General features: G+C 60.6%; 13 protein-coding genes and 1 pseudogene. 11 read left to right on the forward strand and 3 right to left on the reverse strand.

The genetic code is table 11. The features are described 5' to 3' along the window. Nucleotides 1-176 precede the first annotated feature (176 nt). The 8 genes from A3220_RS14295 (at nt 177) to A3220_RS14330 (ending at nt 9,611) form a co-directional block, all read left to right on the forward strand. Nucleotides 177-383, forward strand: a complete 207-nt coding sequence (locus tag A3220_RS14295; RefSeq protein ID WP_054641278.1) for a cold-shock protein — start codon at nt 177-179, stop codon at nt 381-383. Nucleotides 384-607: 224 nt separating this feature from the next. Further along, entirely contained in the window at nt 608-2,377 is a 1,770-nt protein-coding gene (locus A3220_RS14300) for an SLC13 family permease (protein ID WP_062375423.1), read from the forward strand. Nucleotides 2,378-2,449: 72 nt separating this feature from the next. Next, the gene (locus A3220_RS14305; RefSeq protein ID WP_062375425.1) at nt 2,450-3,115 is read left to right on the forward strand and encodes an alpha/beta fold hydrolase; all 666 of its coding nucleotides are present in this window, start codon (nt 2,450-2,452) and stop codon (nt 3,113-3,115) included. Nucleotides 3,116-3,165: 50 nt separating this feature from the next. Next, entirely contained in the window at nt 3,166-3,855 is a 690-nt protein-coding gene (locus tag A3220_RS14310; RefSeq protein WP_062375426.1) for a hypothetical protein, read from the forward strand. Then, the gene (locus tag A3220_RS14315; protein ID WP_062375428.1) at nt 3,852-5,342 is read left to right on the forward strand and encodes a proton-conducting transporter membrane subunit; all 1,491 of its coding nucleotides are present in this window, start codon (nt 3,852-3,854) and stop codon (nt 5,340-5,342) included. The genes A3220_RS14310 and A3220_RS14315 overlap by 4 nt, the downstream gene beginning before the upstream one ends. Further along, complete coding sequence (locus tag A3220_RS14320; protein ID WP_062375429.1) at nt 5,339-6,844, forward strand: proton-conducting transporter membrane subunit; 1,506 nt, start codon at nt 5,339-5,341, stop codon at nt 6,842-6,844. Before A3220_RS14315 ends, A3220_RS14320 begins: the two co-directional genes overlap by 4 nt. Further along, nucleotides 6,841-8,610, forward strand: coding sequence for a proton-conducting transporter membrane subunit (locus A3220_RS14325; protein WP_084812789.1), 1,770 nt, complete (start codon nt 6,841-6,843; stop codon nt 8,608-8,610). Before A3220_RS14320 ends, A3220_RS14325 begins: the two co-directional genes overlap by 4 nt. Further along, a complete protein-coding gene (locus A3220_RS14330) occupies nt 8,607-9,611 on the forward strand; it encodes a YihY/virulence factor BrkB family protein (RefSeq protein WP_062375431.1) in 1,005 nt (334 codons plus the stop codon). The genes A3220_RS14325 and A3220_RS14330 overlap by 4 nt, the downstream gene beginning before the upstream one ends. 70 nt (nt 9,612-9,681) lie before the next feature. On the opposite strand, the gene A3220_RS14335 is transcribed toward A3220_RS14330, so the two are convergent. Continuing rightward, the gene (locus tag A3220_RS14335; RefSeq protein ID WP_062375433.1) at nt 9,682-11,091 is read right to left on the reverse strand and encodes a PhoH family protein; all 1,410 of its coding nucleotides are present in this window, start codon (nt 11,089-11,091) and stop codon (nt 9,682-9,684) included. A gap of 212 nt (nt 11,092-11,303) precedes the next feature. Beyond that, entirely contained in the window at nt 11,304-12,173 is an 870-nt protein-coding gene (locus A3220_RS14340) for a LysR family transcriptional regulator (RefSeq protein ID WP_062375436.1), read from the reverse strand. 119 nt (nt 12,174-12,292) lie between these two features. Between A3220_RS14340 and A3220_RS14345 the strand changes: the two genes are divergently transcribed. Together A3220_RS14345 and A3220_RS18015 are read left to right on the forward strand one after the other, a co-directional pair. Beyond that, entirely contained in the window at nt 12,293-13,024 is a 732-nt protein-coding gene (locus A3220_RS14345) for a cation transporter (RefSeq protein ID WP_252860482.1), read from the forward strand. Further along, nucleotides 12,964-13,158 (forward strand): hypothetical protein, encoded by a 195-nt coding sequence (locus tag A3220_RS18015; protein ID WP_252860483.1) that lies wholly within the window; start codon nt 12,964-12,966, stop codon nt 13,156-13,158. The genes A3220_RS14345 and A3220_RS18015 overlap by 61 nt, the downstream gene beginning before the upstream one ends. A 73-nt stretch (nt 13,159-13,231) precedes the next feature. Here A3220_RS18015 and A3220_RS14350 read toward each other — a convergent pair whose 3' ends face one another. Continuing rightward, on the reverse strand, nt 13,232-13,444 hold the full coding sequence (locus tag A3220_RS14350) for a DUF3008 family protein (RefSeq protein WP_062375438.1): 213 nt from the start codon (nt 13,442-13,444) through the stop codon (nt 13,232-13,234). A 107-nt stretch (nt 13,445-13,551) separates the two neighbouring features. On the opposite strand from A3220_RS14350, the pseudogene ybaK reads away from it, so the two are divergent. After that, a pseudogene (ybaK, locus tag A3220_RS14355) lies at nt 13,552-14,020 on the forward strand (Cys-tRNA(Pro) deacylase). Nucleotides 14,021-14,057: the final 37 nt, after the last annotated feature.

Below are 14,057 nucleotides of genomic sequence, written 5' to 3' on the forward strand. Positions count from 1 at the left end.
ATAGTGTTGACGTGCGGCTTGGTTAAGCGCATGCTGAATGCAGTTGGTTAGCAAGTCGAACGTTGTCAGCAGTATCGAAACGCTCTAGCGTTGAGTCTGGTGAAAGTTTCTTGTTCTACCCACTGCAACTCGGGTATTACCCGGCTCTACATTAAGCTTTATCGAGGATTTCGATCATGGCAACTGGTACCGTTAAGTGGTTTAACGACACTAAAGGCTTCGGCTTCATTTCTCCGGACGACAATGGCGACGACCTGTTCGCGCACTTCTCCGAAATTCAAGCTGACGGCTTCAAAACTCTGCAAGACGGCCAGAAGGTTTCCTTCGACGTCACTCAGGGTAAAAAAGGCCTTCAGGCTTCCAACATCAAAGTTCTGGGTTAATTCCAGCTTGATGTTCGCCGCTAACACTTGATGTTAGTGAGCTAGAAAACCCCGCCTTGAGCGGGGTTTTTGTTCGTGGATTATTATCTGCCCCACGCCTATATTCTATTTTGTTCTTACTGTGTTTCTAAAAATAACTTTTTAGAATATCTGCTAGGCGGCACAATGCCCTTCATATTGTTCGGTTATGTCAGTTGAGTGGGCTTGAGAAAGGATGTGGGGTTATGTCGCTGGATGCTTGGATTGCAGTAGGAGTCGTGCTGACTATCTTCCCGTTGATGGCGTTGTCACGCCTAGGGCCAGATATCATTTTAATGGGCGCGGTGGTGGTGCTGATGACGCTTGGCGTGATTGACCCACAGCAGGCGTTGGGTGGATTCTCTAATAGTGGCCTGTTTACTGTGGCGTTTATGTACGTGCTGGTGGCCAGTATTCGTGAAACGGGCGGTATCGATCTTATTATTCGCTACGTGCTGGGGCGGCCAACCAGCGAGCGCGGCGCGCTAACACGTCTATTGTTACCTGTGGCATCGCTCAGCGGTTTTCTCAATAACACCCCGGTGGTGGCGACGTATATTCCCGCCGTCATGAGCTGGAGCCGCCGTGTGCGGCTTTCCCCACAGCGCTTGCTCATGCCGCTGAGCTTTGCCTCTATTTTAGGCGGTACTATCACGCTATTTGGTACCAGCACTAACTTGGTAGTGCATGGGCTACTGATCGAGCGCTACCCTGATTTGGCCATGGGGTTATTCGACTTGGCGTGGGTAGGCATTCCGGTCGCGGTAGCGGGCTTGGCTTATCTTATTTTCCTTGCCCCGCGTTTATTACCCGCCCGTGGCGGCACGGCTAAAGCCTTTGCCAATCCTCGCGAGTTCACTATTGAAATGGAAGTAGACCCGGCAGGGGTACTGGTCGACCGCACGGTCGAAGAGGCGGGGCTGCGCCACTTGCAGGAGCTGTTCCTTGTCGAGATCGAGCGCGTCGGTAACGTGGTCAGCGTAGTTGGGCCAGGGGAGCAGCTCAAAGGTGGGGATCGTTTGGTGTTCGTGGGCACCTCGGATGCCGCTGTGGAGCTTCAGCAGATTCGTGGGCTGATCCCTTCTCGGGATGGCGCTTCTAGCCTAGAAAAAGAGTTCAAAGAGCGCCGTTTGGTCGAGGCGGTGGTCTCCAATCAATGCCAGTTTATTGGCCAGCGGATTCGTGATGGTCGATTTAGAACGCTATACGGCGCCGCCGTGCTGGCGATTTGCCGCGGCGGCGAGCGCGTGACGGGGAACCTCGGCCAAGTGCGCTTGCAGCCCGCCGATGTATTGCTGTTAGAGGCACGCCCGCCGTTTATCGAGCGCCATCGGCAGTCTAAAGATTTCTTACTGATCAGCGAGCTAAACGGCTCTGCGCGGCCCATTCATGAGAAGGCCCCGCTGGCCTGGGGGATTTTGCTAGGCGCGGTGCTGCTGGCTGCGTTTGGTGTTCTGAGCATGCTCAATGCCGCCATGCTGGGGGCGGCGATGGCGCTGCTGACCGGTTGTTGCACAGTGGGGGCAGCTAAGCGGGGCCTAGATACTCAGGTATTATTAACCATTGCCGCCTCGTTTGGGGTGGGGGCAGCGTTACAGTCTTCAGGTGCAGCGGGTGCCATGGCAGGCAGTGTGCTGTCATGGGTGGCAGGCAGCCCGTGGCTGCTGCTGATTGGCACTTACTGCGTGGTGGCGCTACTCACGGAGCTAGTGACCAACAACGCCGCGGCGGTGATTATTTTTCCGGTGGTCATGGCGGCTGCTGAAAGTCTCGGCGTGAGCCCCATGCCATTTGTGGTGTCTGTGATGTTTGCTGCCTCGGCCAGTTTTCTGACCCCGATCGGCTACCAAACCAACTTGATGGTGCATGGTCCTGGTGGCTATCGAGTCAGTGATTTTTTACGTGTTGGTGGTGGTTTAAACGTACTGACCGGTGTGATTGCGGTCACGCTGATTCCATTGGTGTGGCCGTTTTAAGCGGTTAATGTCTCGCTCCCCGCGCTGCTTTAGGCTAGGGTGACGCTTTTAATATCAGTAAGGAAATAACCCATGACAGCCCCAGGCGAACTGATTATTGAGCCAAAAAATGGTCAACCCGCCGATGCGTGTGTGTTTATTATTCATGGCCTAGGTGCCGATGGGCATGATTTTGAACCCCTAGTGCCCGCCTTAGCGCTGCCAGAAAGCGCCAACGTGCGTTTTATTATGCCCCATGCGCCGCGCCTGCCGGTCACTATTAACGGCGGTATGGTGATGCCTGCTTGGTACGACATTCTGGCGATGGATTTGGGCCGCCGGGTTGATGAAGTTCAGCTGAAAAAATCCGCCGAGCGTATTCAGGCGCTGATTCAAGAGCAGATCGATCAGGGTATCGATAGCCAGCGGATCATCGTGGCGGGTTTCTCCCAAGGCGGCGCGGTGGCGTATCAGGCTGCGCTCTCGTTCCCGCAGCCGCTAGGCGGGCTGCTGGCGATGTCGACCTACTTTGCTACTGCCGACAGCATTGAACTTGCCGAGGCCAACCGCCATATCCCCCTTGAGGTGCATCATGGTAACTTTGACCCCATCGTGCCTGAAACGCTTGGCCGCTCTGGCGCCGAGCGCCTCAAGGCGCTCGGTTACTCGGTGAACTATCGTCAATATCCCATGGCCCACGCGCTCTGCCCGCAGCAGGTCAACGATATCGGCAGGTGGTTGAGCGAACGGCTCGCGTAGTACGGCCTCCTTTTTCGCTGGCCAATGCACAGGATAGGCGGAGGCACTTCATGATGTCGGTGGATATATTGGAAGCTGGGCTGGCGCTTTGCCTGGTGGCAGTGGCGCTTGCCTGTCTGTTGGACCGCCATCTGCGGCGGACCTGTCGGCTGTTTTTGCTGTTCACGCTGCTGATGAGCCTGGCCTGGTGGCAGTGGCAGGCGCCCTTGCTGGGGCTGATGGAGCTGGTGCTGGGGGGCGCGCTCACCGGCGGCAGCTTCTTCTATGCCCTGAAGGCATTTCCCTCGGCTCACCCGGAGGCTGCCCACTACGACCGAGTGCAGCACGGGGCCGGGCATGTCATCAGTCGTGGGCTGCTGGCGCTGGCGTGGAGCGTGATGATCGGCGCCGCGCTGCGCTACCTCTTGCCCGACATGGTCTACTCGTTGAGCGAACACCCCTTGATGCTGGCGGCGGTCGTCATGGTCTCGGCGGCCATGGGGGCTTTTGCACTGCATCGACATTGGCTGCGTCGGCTGATGGCCTTCAATGTGCTGGGGTCGGGTGTGTTTCTGCTGTTGGCAGGCATGGTAGGCCCCTTGCCCAATGCCCAGGCGCTGATTGGCGTGGGCTTGCTGATTGCCTGGCTGGGCACCCTGCTGGGCGTGCTGTTGATACGACATCTGCTGCAGCTGGAAGGGGTGTCGGCCCTGGTCGATGAGCAGCCAGCCCCCCTGGCCCCTCGTGAGGCTTCACAATGAGCTGGCGTTTTGGCTTGCATGACAGCACTTTCGAGCCGTTGTGGTCGACCCACTGGGCGCTGCTGGTCGTTCTGCTGCTACCTACCCTGATAGGCCTGCTGGGGGCCTGGTTGCGTCCCGCGCGCATGATGCCCGTACTGCTGGCCTGTACGCCGGTGCTGGTAGCAGGCCTGTGGATGGTCATGGATGCCCAGCAGGCGGGCGTGTTGCGCTGGCAATGGCAGCTGGCAGGGGTGGAGTTGGCGCTGCGCTTCAGTGGCGTGAGCGGCTTCATGCTGCTGATTACCCAGTGGGTCGCGTTGGCCGCTGCGCTGTATACCCCTGGGCACTTGGCGCTTTCCTGGCCTGGCCCCCAGGGGCGCTGGCTGTGGCCGCTCATGGGCGTTCTGGTGAGCGCGCTGTCGTTGATCTGGATGGCGGCCGATTTGCTGACGCTCTACGCCGCTTTGGAGCTGATGGGGCTGGCCGCCGTCGGCATGCTGCTGCTGTCGGGCAAGGTCAGTGCGTTCAAGGCCGGTATGCGCTACCTGCTGCTGGCGTTGGTGGGGTCGTTGGCGTTCCTGCTGGGCATTGCCCTGCTGCTGGGGTACTGGGGGGAACTGACGCTGATGGGCCTGGCCCAAGTCGTCGAGCCAGGCCCGGTGAGCTGGGTCGCGGCGGCACTGATGGGCGCGGGGCTGGCGCTGAAGGCTGCACTGTTTCCGCTGCATGGCTGGCTGACCCCGGTGCACGAAAACGCCTGGACGCCAGTGAGCGCCCTGCACGCGGCGCTGGTCATCAAGGCCTCGCTGTTCATTCTGCTGATGGTGTGGAGCGTGCTGCTGCCCGATACCTGGCTGGCCCCGCAGCTGGTGGGCTGGCTGGGAATGGCGGCCATCCTGTGGGGCGGGCTGGTGGCATGGCGGGCAGCGTCGCTGAAAACCCTGATCGCCTCGTCCACGGTGGGCCAGCTGGGCTATTTGATGGTGGCATTTCCGCTACTGCTGGGGCCGCAAGCCTCGCCACTGCCCCAGGCGCTGGCCTGGGAGGGTTTCTGGCTACAGCTGATGGGGCACTCGCTGGCCAAGGCGGCGATGTTTCTGGCGGCCGGCAATCTGCTGCTGGCCACTGGCAAGAGCGCTCTGCAGGCGCTGGCGGGCACCAGCCGCCGATTGCCGCTCTCGCTGCTGACTTTCGGCATCGCCTCCATCACGCTGATGGGCCTGCCACCCAGCAGCGGTTTCACGGCCAAGTGGCTGCTGCTGCAGGCCATGGTGCTCACTCAGCAGTGGCTTGCCGTTGCAGCATTACTGGCGGGAACGCTGCTGACCGCGGCCTACGTGTTCAGGGTTTTCCGCTACTCGTTCGATGAAACCGCACCGCGCCATGACTACCAGCCGTTGGCGCCGGGCATGGATGCGGTGGCACTGGCGCTCGCCCTGGCCGCGCTGCTGCTGGGTCTGTTGGCCCACTTGCCGTTGGCTCTGCTACAAGGAGGTGGCGCATGAACGCAGCCTGGTTACCGCTGACCACACTGGCGACCTCCATGCTGGCCGCCGTGGCCATTTTTGCGCTACCCGAAGAGGCGCGGCGCTGGCGTACCGGCATCAACCTGCTGGCGGCGGTCAGCAAGATCGTGCTGGTCGTGCTGATGGTCGGGCGCGTGGCGGAAGGCTACGAGGACACCTTCAGCTTCCAGATTGTCGAGGGCGTCGATTTCGTACTGCGCGCCGATGCGCTGGGCGTGATGTTTGCTGGCCTCTCATCGCTGCTCTGGTTGTGCACCACGGTGTATGCCATTGGCTACCTGGAGCATGCGGCCAACCGCAAGCGCTTCTTTGGCTTTTTCAGCCTCTGCGTGGCCAGCACGCTGGGCATTGCGCTCTCCGGCAACCTGTTTACCTTCCTGATTTTTTACGAGATGCTGACGCTGTCGACCTACCCGCTGGTAGTGCATTCGGGCACGGCCAAGGCGCTGGCGGCAGGGCGCGTGTATTTGCGTTACACCCTGACCGGCGGGGTCGTGCTGCTATTGGGGGTCGTGCTGCTGTATAGCCTGACAGGCGACCACTCCTTTGCCTCCGAGCGGGGACTGTCGCCTTACTTGGCCGACCACCGTGGCCTGCTGACGCTGATCTTTGCGCTGCTGGTCGGCGGCCTGGCGGTCAAGGCGGCCATGGTGCCGCTGCATGGCTGGCTGCCCAGAGCCATGGTGGCGCCTGCTCCGGTGAGTGCGCTGTTGCATGCCGTGGCGGTGGTCAAGGCGGGGGCCTTCGGCATTCTCCGCGTGATCTATGACCTCTACGGGATCGAGCTGAGCGTCGAACTGGGGGTGACCACGGCCTTGGCCATCGCGGCCTCCATCACCATCATCTACGGCTCGCTGAGGGCCATCGCTCAGCAGGAACTCAAGCCACGGCTGGCCTTCTCGACCATCAGTCAGGTGTCGTATGTGATTCTGGGGGTCAGCCTGTTTGGGCCTTTCGGCACCATCGGTGCGCTCGCCCATCTGCTCCATCAGGGGCTGATGAAGGTCACGCTGTTTTTCTGCGCGGGCAACTACGCCGAAGAACTGGGCATTCATCGCATCGATGAGATGGACGGTGCTGGCAAACGCATGCCGCTGACCAGTCTGGCCTTTACCGTGGGGGCGCTGGGCATGATCGGGCTGCCGCCCATCGCGGGGTTCATCACCAAGTGGTACCTGGGCATTGGCGCCGTTCAGGCCGAGATGTATTGGGTGGTGGCGGTGCTGGTAGCCAGCAGCACGCTGAACGCCATTTACTTTCTGCCTATCCTGCATCGGCTCTGGTTCCGGCAGGGGCCCGATCATGGGGTGGGTGCGTGGCCCAACGAGCAGCGTCTGGGGCGCCTGGAAACCCATGGCTGGCTATTGTGGCCAGCCGTGTTTACCGCGCTGGCCAGCCTGGGGGCCGGGCTACTGGCAGGCTTGCCGTTTAGCCCTCTGGACTGGGCAACTCGGGTGGCGGTAGGGGAGTATCTACCATGATGACGACACTGCTGCTGGTCGTGGCCTTGCTCTGGCCGCTGTGCGTGGCTGCCGGTGCGGTATGGCATGCCTACCGCACCCCGCCAGCGCAGCGGCGCTACTGTTCCTGGCTATGGGTCAGCGCCGCCTGGCCCGCGTTACTGCTGGCTTATATGGCTGAAGGCCGTTGGGTACTGGAAGCCTGGATGCTGGGGGGCTGGTGGGAGCTGAATGCGCTCAGCCGCCCCTGGCTGGCCTTCAGCGCGCTGCTATGGAGCCTGGCAGCGCTGCATGCCCGGGGCTACTTTGCCGCCGAGGAAGCCTTGGCTCGGGGGGGGGATGACGACGCCCAGCGGCGCTTGCAGCGGTTGACGCTGTTGTGGCCCCTGGCCCTGCTGGGCAACGTCCTGCTGATCCTTGCCCAGGACATTGCCAGCTTTTACCTGGGCTTTGCGCTCATGACCTTTGCTGCCTACGCGCTGGTGGTGCATAGCGGCAGCGCCGAGGCGCGGCTGGGGGCTCGGGCCTACCTGATCCTCGCCGTGCTGGGCGAAGGGCTGATTCTGGGGGGGCTGCTATGGGCGGCTGGCTCCATCGACACCTTGACCCTGGAGGGCGTTCGCGAGGCCATTGCCCGCTCGGAGCACGGTGCCTGGATGGCACTGCTGCTATGGCTGGGATTTGGCGTCAAGGCCGGGGTGGTGGGGCTGCATGTGTGGCTTCCGCTGGCCCACCCGGTCGCCCCTGCGCCTGCCAGCGCGGTGCTTAGCGGCGCCATGATCAAGGCCGGGCTATTGGGCTGGCTGAACGTGCTGCCCCTGGGGGAGTCGGGCCTGGCGCCTGAATTGGTACTGCTGGGCCAGGCCATGATGGCGCTGGGGCTGGCCGCCGCGTTCGGGGCTGCCCTGTATGGTGTGTGGCAGCGTCACCCCAAGGCCGTACTGGCCTATTCGAGTATCAGCCAGATGGGCATGCTGACGGCGCTGGTAGGCACCGGGTTGACGGTGCCTCAGGCGTGGCTACTGCTGCTGCCCGGACTGGTGCTGTTTGCGGCCCATCATGCGCTGGCCAAAGGGGCGCTGTTCATGGGAACCAGCATCAGCGAACACATGCCCCGCTGGCGTGTACCGCTGCTGTTTGCGCTGATGGCGCTGCCGGGCGTATCGCTGACAGGTGCCCTGGCAGCTGGGCTGGTCAGCAAGTGGGGAGTCAAATCGGTGCTTTACGATGCCCAACTGACCACGCTGGTGCTATTGCTGACCTGGGCAGCCGTGGGCACCTCGCTGCTGGTGAGCGTGTGCCTGTGGCGGCAGTGGCAGCTGCGCAAGAGCGGTGGCAGCCACCCCATGCAGTGGGGCGCCTGGTTGGCCGCCGTGGTGGCCGCGCTGGCCACCCCGCTGTGGCTGCCGCTGTACGGTTCCGAGGTGCCGCCGTTGGCCGAGTGGGCCGGTATCGTCTGGCCTTTCCCGGTGGGTCTGTTGGCGTTGGTGGTAGCGCTTTCCCTGCGCCAGCGTGTGAAAGTTTCTCCACCGCCAGCGGGCGATCTATGGTGGCTGTACGCGCCGCTGGCAGGCTATGCCCTGCAGGGCTGTCAGCGCTTCAGTGATGCGCTGGGGCGCGTCAAAGCTGCGTCGGTGGCGCACAGCCTGGCTTTCGAGCGAACGGTCATGCAACTGCTCAGGCACAGCCTGCGTGCAGAGCCCTGGCTGCGCCAGCACGGCAGCGGGCTGATGATGGCCATGGCCGTGCTGCTGGCGCTACTGTTGATGTGGGAGGGACGGGCATGAGCAAGCCACAGGCGGGGTCGCAAGCGTACCAGGCAGACCGAGGGCGCCAGGCCGTGACGCCGGATGACATACCCCGGCTAGGCTGGCTGGATATCGGCTGGCGCGTGTTGAGGGCGGCCCGCCGAGACCGGGTGACCATGTACGCTGCCTGCGTGGCGTTCTACGCCTTGCTGGCGCTGTTCCCCACCATAGCCGCCGTGATTTCCATCTGGGGGCTGCTGTTCGACCCGGTAGAAGCAGGGCGCCAGCTTTATGAAATCAGCCGTTTCATGCCGTCCGATGCGGCCAACCTGATCGATCAGCAGGCCCAGGACGTGGTGGAAAGTGCCCAGCGTGGCAACGTCATGGCCGCCCTGGCTGGGTTGATGGTGGCCATGTACATCGCTTCCAAAGGGGTGTCGGCGCTGGTGGTGGGCCTCAACGTGGTTTACGGCGAGCGTGAGAAGCGGCCCGCACTGTTGCGCCTGGTCGTGCTGGTGGCGCTGACGTTCGGGCTCATCGGCATGACCCTGGTGTCGCTGGGGTTCATTGCCGTGGTGCCCGTGCTGGTGGAATGGCTGATGGTGGAGCCTCCCTTTGACAAGCTGTTGCAGTGGCTGCGCTGGCCAGCGCTGCTGGTGCTGATGAGCCTGCTGATTGCGCTGTTGTATCGCTTTGCACCGTACCGCCGAGCGGCCAAGTGGCGCTGGCTGAGCTACGGCACGCTGCTGGCCACCGCCACCTGGCTGCTGGGGTCTGGGGGGTTGTCGCTTTACGTGCGCTACTTCTCCTCTTTCAGCGAGCTTTACGGTTCACTGGGCGCCGTGGTGGCGCTGATGCTGTGGTTCTGGATGTCGGCTTTCGTGGTGCTGCTGGGGGCCGAAATCAACTGTGAAATGGAGCGCCAGACCTACCAGGACACCACCACTGGCGAGCCGCGCCCGCTGGGTGACAGAGACGCCTTTGCCGCGGATACGGTGGGCGTGAAGACCCCTTGGCAGGATCGCGACTCGCAGGATTGAGCAGCGGCGACCGCCCAGCCAGGCTGGGCGGTCGTGGGTTGGATGGTAGGACGACGACGTCAGTGGCTGTTCAAAGCAGTTCCTCTGCTGCCAGTGCCAGCCGTGAACGCTCGACGCTTTTCAGCGTTATGTGACCTGCATGGGGCCAATCTCTAAACCGTTCTACTACGGCGGCCATGCCGCAGGTGTTGGCGGTGAGATAGGGCGTGTCGATCTGCCCGACGTTGCCCAGGCAGACAATCTTGGTATTGCGCCCGGCACGGGTGACCAGCGATTTTAGCTGTTTAGGGGTGAAGTTTTGCGCCTCGTCGATGATCAAAAAGGTGTCGTTCAGGGTGCGCCCGCGCATGAAGCTGGGCGAGCGGATTTGTACCCTAGAGCCGATCAGCTGTCGCGTGGCACCGTTATCCCAGCTTGATTCTCCCTCTTCGTTGCGCAGCAGGTTATCCATATTGTCGTGGAAGGCCCCCATCCACGGCGACATCTTCTCCTCTTCGGTACCTGGTAAGAAACCAATATCCTCCCCCATAGGGATGGGCGCGCGGGTGAAGACGATACGCTCAAAGCGTTTGGCGTCCAAGGTCTGCTGGAAGGCCGCCGCCAGGGTCATAAACGTTTTGCCGGTGCCCGCGTTACCGGCAATGGTGACAAGGTCAATCTCGGGGTCCATCAACAGGTTGAGGGTAAAGTTCTGGCGGCTATCGTGAGCGTGGACGCCCCACACACCAGCATGGTGACGGTAGTTGGTGAGCAGCTGAAGCCGGGCAGAGGAGGGCGAAATCTCGCGCACAATAGCCTCGAACTCTGCGCCGTTTTCGCTATCAGAAACCAACATGCCGACATGCCAGTGGCGGGGCATATTGCCGCTGAGTTGGTAGAAGGTATGGTGGCCGATGCGTTCGACGGTCACTTCAACGTTGAGCGCTTCCCATAGCGACGCGCCATCCTGCCCGGCCGAGGCGTACACTTGGGCACCTTCAATCATCGCATCGCTATCGGAGAAGGCGCGATCATTCAGGTAGTCTTCCACCGGCACTTTTAGTGCGGCGGCTTTTACCCGCAGATTGATGTCTTTCGTGATGAGAATGACCGACGCATCCGGGCGTTCGTCACGCAACCGGCAGGTTTCTGCCAGGATTCGGTTGTCGAGGCTATCGTCTAGCGAGTCGAAAGGCTTTAAGTCGTTGTAGCACAAAAAGTGTAGGCGGCCGGATTCTCCGCTGATACGGGGAATGGGGATGCCTTTCTGGATTTCATCGAAGGTAACCTGATTGGTCAGGTCGGAAAGGGTGCGGCTGATTTGCCTTGCCGTACGGGCGATTTCGCGGATGCCGTTTTTGTGCTTGTCCAGCTCTTCAAGCACGGTCATAGGGATAACCACATCATGCTCATCAAAATGATAGAGCGCAGTCGGGTCGTGGATCAGGACATTCGTGTCTAGGACATACAGCCTAGTCGCTTTCTTATCGAGTCGTACCATCGCGGAAACTACTCCTTGGTTGACGGCAACATCGACACTGGCAGACGCACTTTACGCTTAGATGACACTTGCCTGTGTCGGTTCTCTAGCGTGTCCTTTGGGCTCCTTCAATGGCTTTTTTTACAGCGTGGTGGGCAATCGCTTTTTTTCGCCACTGCTAAATTTCAACGTTACTCATGCGCCGTGCTCGGCTTTCCGACTGAGAGGGGGCCTCAGCGTGTGGTACCCAAGAAACGGATGACGTTGGTCAGCAGCGCCGTGGCGACCACCCCAAGGCTCTCGCCTTCCACGTAACGGTAGTAGTGGCTTTCCAGCAGCAGGTCGTGGTTGAGCGCACACAGCGTGTGATTGGTTAAGGCGTCTTTAACCAGCGGGTAAGGCAGTAGCGCCCAGCCGGTCCCGTTAATTACCGCATCGCGAATCACCTCGAACATAGTCAGGCCCAGATAGTTGGTGGAGAACAGCGCCTCGCTCACCAATTTGTCGCCTTGGTCGAAGGTCAGGCATACCTGGGTGTACTGTGCCAAATCATCTTTGGTGACGTTGGGCAGGCGACTGAGTGGATGCCCAGGTGCCGCCACGAGACTCATGCTCACCGGGGCAAGGTTGCTGGCGTTCACCGCGGCCCCTTCAGCGGTGTAGAGCCCAAAGGCAATATCCACCGTTTGGCGCAGCACGAACTGGGCGTGCTCCTGAGGTGGGAGCAGGTATACCGAAATGGCCGTGAGCGGGTAGCGCTGCTTCAGGTCGTGCATGACCTGTCTCCAAAACGCTTCGGGCAGGGCATCGTCCCGCGCGATGCAGAGCTGGCTCTCAACGCCCTGCAAGTGCTGCTGGCAATGTTTATTGATGCGGCTGGCGCTGGTTAGCAGGCGGTAGCAGTCGGGGAGTACGCTTTCCCCCACCGCTGTTAGCTGTAGGCTGTTACCCGAGCGCTCAAACAGCGCCACGCCCAGACTATCTTCCAGCGCATTCACCGCGGCGCTCAGCGTGCTGCGCTTTATGCCGGTATGCCGGGCAGCGGCGGCAAACGACCCATGTTCTGTGACATCAATAAACGCCTGTACCTGTTCTGCGCGCATGCAAACTACCTTGTGAAAACCCTTTGAGCGCCAATATAGTTGGCGCTGAGCGATTGGTGAAGCGCTAATGCACCCATTATGATGGCGGTCTTTTATCACCCTCTATTGGAGCAACCCGCGTGACCCCCTTTGTCGCCGAGCGCCGAGCGCTTAGATTTTCCGCCATTTCTGCCAGCCTATTTGCCTTTACCGGGCTTGCCTTAGGCCTTGCCAGTGGCTCAATTACGATACTCTTCGATAGTGGCTATTCGCTATTAAGTTTAGTGCTGGCATCGCTGTCGCTGTTTGCACTTCAACAGGCCCGCAAACCTGCGGATGATCACTACCCCTTTGGGCGGCTGACGGTCGAGCCGCTGGCCGTGCTGCTCAAAGGCGTGGTGATTGCGCTGGTGTGCCTGTTCTCCCTGGTCTCTGCTTTGTGGAGCTTGGCGCAGGGAGGACGTTTGGTCACGCTGGACTTGGCGCTGATGTTTGGCGTGGTCAACGTGAGCGGCTGTTTGCTCACCTGGGGGTGGTTGAACCGCTACGCCAAGGTCGCGCAGTCCTCGCTACTGGCTGCAGAGCTTCGCCAGTGGCAAATGGATACTTGGCTGAGTGCCGCCGTCATGCTGGGCTTTGCCCTTACCTGGGGGTTAACCCTCTCGCCTTGGGAACACTTGGCGCGTTTTGCGGACCCGGTGATGGTTCTTATCATAGCCGGTTACTTCCTGCCCATGCCCATTCGTATGGTCAAAGGCGCGCTGCGCGAGTTGATGTTCGGCGAACCGGTCGGCAGCGTGCGCCAGGAGAAGTGGTACAAGAAGTGGCGGAGTTCGATATCGCCGACGACGATGTACGCCTTGCGCAGGTAGGCAGCTTCCTGATGGTCGACATTCAGCTCGATAAGCAGCAAATCGATGACGCGGAAGAGATCGTCGAGAGCGTTGAGCAGCACTGTAAACTGCGTAATCTGCGTCCGGTGACGAGTATTACGCTGGTTACATAGTGGCCGAATCAAAAACTATTGACGCTATTGCAGTTGGGGGTGATATCTAGCGCTACCGACAACGGGTGTCGGCTTAATACTGCACTTTTGAGGGTTGCAAAAACATGCCATTGCGCCGCTGTTTGCCCTTACGCTGGGTACCCTCCATCTCTTCCAACTCCTCTTCGCTCATCGAGTCATACATCCCTTTCGAGGCGTCATACAGCTCGCTTGGCTTGGTCTCACCGCGCTTAGCCGAGAGGGCAGCCCCGGCGGCTTTCTGCTGTGCTTTGGAGGTGGCTTTCATTTTGCGACTCCTGTCAGTTGACTTCCGTTACTTGCTCACGTTATTAAGCCTAGCAGTGGGTACTAATGTTTTCAGACTGGCTGGCGCGTTTAACTTAAGAGACCTCCATGACACCGGCAATCAACAGCGCAAGGCACGCAGGTATTGCGTTTCATCTCCATGAGTATCAGCACGATGCCGCCGCCCCGTCCTATGGGCTGGAAGCGGCGGACAAACTTGGCGTGACGGCCGAGCAAGTGTTCAAAACCCTCGTCGTTAGCTTGGATGGCAAGCAGTTGGCCGTTGGTATCGTCCCCGTGAATAGCCAGTTGGGGCTGAAGCAGATCGCCAAAGCCGCTGGCGCTAAAAAGGCTGTGATGGCCGCACCGGATGTCGTCGAGCGTACCACCGGCTACGTGCTGGGCGGTGTGAGCCCGCTGGGCCAAAAAAAAGCGCCTGCCTACCTTTATAGATGAGTCGGCGCAGGCGTGGTCGACGCTATACGTGAGCGCCGGGCGACGTGGGTTGGAAATCGAGCTCTCGCCGGAGGACCTTGCCGCACTCAGCCAAGGGCGATTCGCAGCGCTCTCTGCGTAGGCACGACGCGTCAGGATCAGCGCGTGGCAAAGCAGGG

Source organism: Halomonas sp. KX33721 (assembly GCF_001596805.1).
GTDB lineage: Bacteria > Pseudomonadota > Gammaproteobacteria > Pseudomonadales > Halomonadaceae > Vreelandella > Vreelandella aquamarina.

Excerpts from the sequence above, each read along its gene's own strand:
- A3220_RS14295 (WP_054641278.1), top strand. The coding sequence starts at position 177 with ATGGCAACTGGTACCGTTAAGTGGTTTAACGACACTAAAGGCTTCGGC.
- A3220_RS14300 (WP_062375423.1), top strand. The coding sequence starts at position 608 with ATGTCGCTGGATGCTTGGATTGCAGTAGGAGTCGTGCTGACTATCTTC.
- A3220_RS14305 (WP_062375425.1), top strand. The coding sequence starts at position 2,450 with ATGACAGCCCCAGGCGAACTGATTATTGAGCCAAAAAATGGTCAACCC.
- A3220_RS14310 (WP_062375426.1), top strand. The coding sequence starts at position 3,166 with ATGATGTCGGTGGATATATTGGAAGCTGGGCTGGCGCTTTGCCTGGTG.
- A3220_RS14315 (WP_062375428.1), top strand. The coding sequence starts at position 3,852 with ATGAGCTGGCGTTTTGGCTTGCATGACAGCACTTTCGAGCCGTTGTGG.
- A3220_RS14320 (WP_062375429.1), top strand. The coding sequence starts at position 5,339 with ATGAACGCAGCCTGGTTACCGCTGACCACACTGGCGACCTCCATGCTG.
- A3220_RS14325 (WP_084812789.1), top strand. The coding sequence starts at position 6,841 with ATGATGACGACACTGCTGCTGGTCGTGGCCTTGCTCTGGCCGCTGTGC.
- A3220_RS14330 (WP_062375431.1), top strand. The coding sequence starts at position 8,607 with ATGAGCAAGCCACAGGCGGGGTCGCAAGCGTACCAGGCAGACCGAGGG.
- A3220_RS14335 (WP_062375433.1), bottom strand. The coding sequence starts at position 11,091 with ATGGTACGACTCGATAAGAAAGCGACTAGGCTGTATGTCCTAGACACG.
- A3220_RS14340 (WP_062375436.1), bottom strand. The coding sequence starts at position 12,173 with ATGCGCGCAGAACAGGTACAGGCGTTTATTGATGTCACAGAACATGGG.
- A3220_RS14350 (WP_062375438.1), bottom strand. The coding sequence starts at position 13,444 with ATGAAAGCCACCTCCAAAGCACAGCAGAAAGCCGCCGGGGCTGCCCTC.